The sequence below is a fragment of the Paraburkholderia sp. genome (assembly GCF_036488795.1).
Lineage (GTDB): Bacteria > Pseudomonadota > Gammaproteobacteria > Burkholderiales > Burkholderiaceae > Paraburkholderia.
Genome location: NZ_DASXHA010000007.1, coordinates 1 through 4904, shown reverse-complemented (window position 1 = coordinate 4904; position 4904 = coordinate 1). Strand labels below are relative to the sequence as shown.

General features: G+C 65.0%; 3 protein-coding genes and 1 pseudogene. 1 reads left to right on the top strand and 3 read right to left on the bottom strand.

Translation table 11 applies throughout. The annotated features are described in order from the left end of the window. Positions 1-429: 429 nt before the first annotated feature. Complete coding sequence (gene miaA / locus VGH41_RS00930; protein ID WP_331595423.1) at positions 430-1383, bottom strand: tRNA (adenosine(37)-N6)-dimethylallyltransferase MiaA; 954 nt, start codon at positions 1381-1383, stop codon at positions 430-432. Between the two features lie 60 nt (positions 1384-1443). Then, a complete protein-coding gene (gene mutL, locus VGH41_RS00925) occupies positions 1444-3489 on the bottom strand; it encodes a DNA mismatch repair endonuclease MutL (protein ID WP_331595422.1) in 2046 nt (681 codons plus the stop codon). A gap of 252 nt (positions 3490-3741) precedes the next feature. Between mutL and VGH41_RS00920 the strand changes: the two genes are divergently transcribed. Further along, complete coding sequence (locus VGH41_RS00920; protein ID WP_331595421.1) at positions 3742-4413, top strand: DedA family protein; 672 nt, start codon at positions 3742-3744, stop codon at positions 4411-4413. A 334-nt stretch (positions 4414-4747) separates the two neighbouring features. On the opposite strand, the pseudogene VGH41_RS00915 reads toward VGH41_RS00920, so the two are convergent. Further along, a pseudogene (locus VGH41_RS00915) lies at positions 4748-4904 on the bottom strand (mechanosensitive ion channel family protein); the annotation flags it as partial.

Genomic DNA, 4904 nt, shown 5'->3' with positions numbered 1-4904 from the left:
GTAGCGGACGCTGGAGCGGATGAATGCTGTGTCACGAGGGCTGCTGCGCGGGGGCAGATCTCGTGTTGAACCGTTACCCGCACATGACAGAGATGGACACTTATGGGCTGGCGGTTTGAGCCCGCTTTCTTTTGCCTACTTTTCTTTGCGGCGGCAAAGAAAAGTAGGTGCCGCCCCGCACAGGGGCGAAGCTAATAGACCACTAAGAACACAAGGAAAGGCCAACGCCGTAGGCAAACCGCCAAACGGCGAAACAAATAGACCACTAAGAACACAAGGGGAGGCCAACGCCGTAGGCAAACATCCAAAGCACATTGCAAACAGACCACTAAGACTGCAAGGAGGAGTCGACGCCACATAGATAACAGCCAGAGGGCGACGCCAACAAACCAAACCCAACAAACCAAAGCCGCCTGCAAGGCAAAAACCTCACTCAAAACCGACACCCTCAAGAGCCCGCATCGCGTTTCCCACTGCATCTGCATCACAGCAATCCACGATCACCCTTTCGGGCATCGCTCTAAGCCAGGTCAGCTGCCGCTTACACAACTGCCGTGTAGCAAACACCCCCTTATCCCGCATGGTGGCGAAATCAACCGCGCCATCGAGATACTCCCAGGCCTGCCGATATCCCACACACCGCATCGACGGCATCGCAGGATTCAAATCCCCGCGTCCGCGCAAGCGTTCGACTTCGTCGATAAAACCCGCCGCCAGCATGGCATCGAAGCGTCGCGCGATCCGCTCGTGCAGCACGCTTCGATCCGAAGGCTCCAACGCCACCGGTACGAATCGCCACGGCTGCAACGCCTCGTCTGAACGGGCAGGCGCGACCAGCAAGCTCGACATCGGCTGTCCCGTCAGCATGAACACTTCCAGCGCCCGCTGAATTCGCTGCGAGTCGTTCGGCGCAAGCCGCGCAGCCGTTACCGCATCCACGACCGCAAGCCGCGCATGCAGGGCAGGCCAGCCATCCCGTAGCGCGTCCGCATCGAGCGCGGCGCGTACCTCGGGATTGGCAGCGGGCAGATCGTTCAAACCCTGGGTGAGCGCCTTGTAATACAGCATCGTGCCGCCGACCAGCAACGGCATCCGCCCCCGCGCCGTAATTTCGCCGACGAGCCGCAGCGTGTCCGTGCGGAATTCGGCAGCGGAGTAGGCGTCGGCGGGATCGACGATATCGATCAGGTGATGCGGCACCTGAGCCCGTTCCCCGGCCGTCGGCTTGGCCGTGCCGATATCCATCTCGCGATACACCAGCGCCGAGTCGACGCTGATGATCTCGACCGGATGCCGCGCGGCAAAAGCCAACGCCGCGGCCGTCTTGCCGGACGCGGTCGGGCCGAGCAGGCAGCCAACCGGCGTCGGATTACGGTGCGTCATGGCCGGATTGGAGTGCACGCGACGGGAGCCGGGCGGCCAACGGTGTGCGGGCCAGCGTGCTCATTGACCGCGCATGAACAGGCGGTCGAGGTCCGACAGCGTCAACTGATACCACGTCGGGCGCCCGTGATTGCACTGGTCCGCGCGCTCGGTCGCCTCCATCTGACGCAGCAGCGCGTTCATTTCGTCCAGCGTCAGGCGCCGGTTCGCGCGTACCGCGTGGTGGCAGGCCAGCGTGCCGAGCAACTCGTGCTGGCGCTCGGTCAGCACCCGCGAGCCGCCGTAAGCATGCAGATCGGTCAGCACGGCGCGGGCGAGCGCCTGCAAATCGGCATCCTTCAGGAGCGCCGGCACCGCGCGGATGGCCAGCGAGGTCGGCGACAACACCGCCAGATCGAAACCCAGCGCATCGAGCGTCTCTCGCTCCTCTTCGACCGTGCCAATTTCGACCGGATCAGCCTGCATAGACAGCGGAATCAGCAATGGCTGCACCGCAATCGCGCGATCGGCCAGCGCGTTTTTGAACTGCTCGTACAGGATGCGCTCGTGCGCGGCGTGCATATCCACGATCACCAGCCCCTGCGCGTTCTGCGCCAGCACGTAAATGCCGTGAATCTGGCCCAGCGCGAAGCCGAGCGGTTGCTCGTCGTTGGCGTCGAAAGCGGGGCTTGCGGAGGCGGGCGGCGCGAACAACGACGGCGCACCGGCGCCAGAATCGCGCGCTTCGAACAGCGTCGTGCCCTGCGCCGTGCCGGCGCCGGCGTCCTTGCGGCCGAACAGCGCGTCGTAAAGCGCAAGCGGTTGCGCGACCGGCAGCGTGCCTTGCGTCATGCGTGCCTGGCGCAGCCACGTGTTGCCGGCCTGTGCGCCAAAACCGCCCGCATTGCCGCCGCTGCTGCCGAATGAAGCCCCGCCCGTACCGCTGAACGAGCTGCCGCCCGCCGAAGTACCGCCGCCGTTCCCGAAGCCCTCAGGCGGGGTCGTTCCGAACGACGCCGGACTTCCCGCGACTGGTTCGAGATGCGCCGCGTGCCCCCCTGCGGTGGTTTCCGGCGAAGCGCCCGCATGCCGCGCCAGTGCCCGTTGCACCGCGTGGAACACGAACTGGTGAATGGAGCGCGAATCGCGGAAACGCACTTCGATCTTCGAGGGATGCACATTGACATCCACGCCCTCGGGCGGCAGATCGAGAAACAGCACGTACGACGGATAACGGTCGCCGTGCAGTACGTCCTCGTAGGCGGCGCGCACGGCGTGGGTCAGCAGCTTGTCGCGCACGAAACGGCCGTTGACGAAGAAATACTGCTGGTCGGCCCGGCCGCGGCTCGCGGTCGGCAGGCCGGCACAGCCATAGACCGCGAGCGGTCCAGCCGATTCGTCCAGCGGCAAATGGGCGGTGGCAAAGCCTTCGCCGAGAATCTTCGCGACCCGGACAGCCGGCTCCGTGGCGTTCCAGTGCTCGACCGCACGGCCGTTGTGCAGGACCGAAATCGCCACGTCCGGCCGCGCCAGCGCGGCACGCCGGATCATCTCGAGACAATGGCCGAGTTCGGTCTGCTCGCTCTTCAGGAATTTTCGGCGCGCGGGCGTGTTGAAGTACAGTTCGCGCACTTCGATGGTCGTGCCCTGCGTGCCGGCCGCCGGGCTCAGCACGCCGGTTTGGGCGTCGATCCGCACCGCGTGCGGCGCGTCGGCCGTGCGGCTCGTGATGACCAGTTCCGCTACCGACGCAATCGACGCCAGCGCCTCGCCGCGAAATCCGAGCGTACCGACGGCTTCGAGCTCGGCGAGCGAGCGGATCTTGCTGGTAGCGTGGCGCATCAGCGCGAGCGTGAGTTCGCTTTCGGGGATGCCGCAGCCGTCGTCGGTGATGGAGATGCGTTTGACGCCGCCTTCGTCGAGCAGAATGCGCAGCGTCTGCGCGCCGGCGTCGAGCGCGTTCTCGAGCAGTTCCTTCACCACCGAGGCCGGCCGCTCGACCACCTCGCCGGCGGCGATCTGGCTGATCAGCAGATCGGGCAGGGGCTGGATGGCGCGCAGCGGGCGTAGGACGGGCGCCACGGCCGGTGCGGCGGCGTCGACAGGCGTTTCGGAGAATTCGGACATGGCGAAATTATAGCGACTCGCCGCGCGCCGGTTGATCAACCCCTTTTCACGCGCCTGTCCCGCCGTTGCAGCAGACTAATGCTGCATGGGTGTACGCCTGCGCACGCAGATTTTTTATCGCTTACGGGCACTTTCGGTATCATGGCGCGGTCAATTTCCCCGCCTTCGGGTGCGGATTTCCTGCCCGTTTCATCACGCGTTGACGGCCTGCCAGACCGGCCGCCCACGCCACTTGCTCAATAAAGGACGCTTTTGGACACGCTGCTGCAGTTCGCGAACCTTGTTTTGCACATCGACAAGTTTCTGGGAGTTTTCATTCAGCAGTACGGCGCCTGGGTCTACGCGGTGCTGTTTCTGATCGTCTTCTGCGAAACCGGTCTCGTGGTGCTGCCGTTTCTGCCGGGCGATTCGCTGCTGTTCATTGGCGGCGCGTTCTGCGCAAGCGGAGAGATGAATCTGGGCGCCCTGATCGTGCTGCTGCTGGTGGCGGCGGTCGGCGGCAATACGCTCAACTATCTGATCGGCAGGGCGATCGGGCCGAAGGTGTTCAATTCGCACATTCCGCTGCTCGAACGGTTCCTCGATCGCGCGGCATTGCAAAAGACCCACAACTTCTATGAGAAGCACGGCGGCAAGACGATCGTGCTGGCCCGTTTCATCCCGGTGGTGCGAACTTTCGCGCCGTTTGTGGCGGGCGCATCGGAGATGACCTTCCGCCGCTTCCAGTTGTTCAACGTGGTCGGCGCATTGGCCTGGGTACTCTTGCTCGTGTTTGCCGGGCTAGCGTTTGGCAATATTCCCGTGATTCGCGACCATCTGAACCTGATCGTGCTGGTTGGCGCGGGTGCGGCCATCGTGCCGGTCGTGCTGGGCGCGCTGTGGAAGATGTTCCGCAAGCCGGAACCCAAGCCGGGTAGCCGGTAAATCTGGTCGGGCCCGCTGACAGGAAAACGGCGCCGCGAGAATTCCGCGGCGCTTTTTTTTGCGGCCGTGTTACGGCACGCTAACTCGGCGGCGGGCGCGGCGGGCGTGGCGTGCGCTGCGGGTGGATCAGATGAACGCGGCGCCTGCTGGGCCGCCCGGCCGCGGTCGCGCAGGCAGTCCGGCGGCGTGAGAGGGCGGACACGCTAACTCGCGGCGCGCCGCGGTGAGTCCGGCGAGCGCCGCGTTGGCTGACTGTCTGTGTACAGATCCCCAGTCGGGGGACTGACCGAACTGCTCTCGGGCAGGCCGGCCGGTCGGGATGAGGGGGCACGCGCTAGTTCGCGGCGCGCCGTACCAGCGGCGTTTCCGGTGTCGGATAGCCCGCCTCCCGGAAGGTTTCGACGATCGCGCGGTTGGTGTCGAAGTAGACCTGCCAGTAGTGGTCTGTGTGCGCGTACGGGCGCACGCACAAAAGCGGTCCTTCGGGCGTA

Excerpts from the sequence above, each read along its gene's own strand:
- mutL (WP_331595422.1), bottom strand. The coding sequence starts at position 3,489 with ATGTCCGAATTCTCCGAAACGCCTGTCGACGCCGCCGCACCGGCCGTG.
- miaA (WP_331595423.1), bottom strand. The coding sequence starts at position 1,383 with ATGACGCACCGTAATCCGACGCCGGTTGGCTGCCTGCTCGGCCCGACC.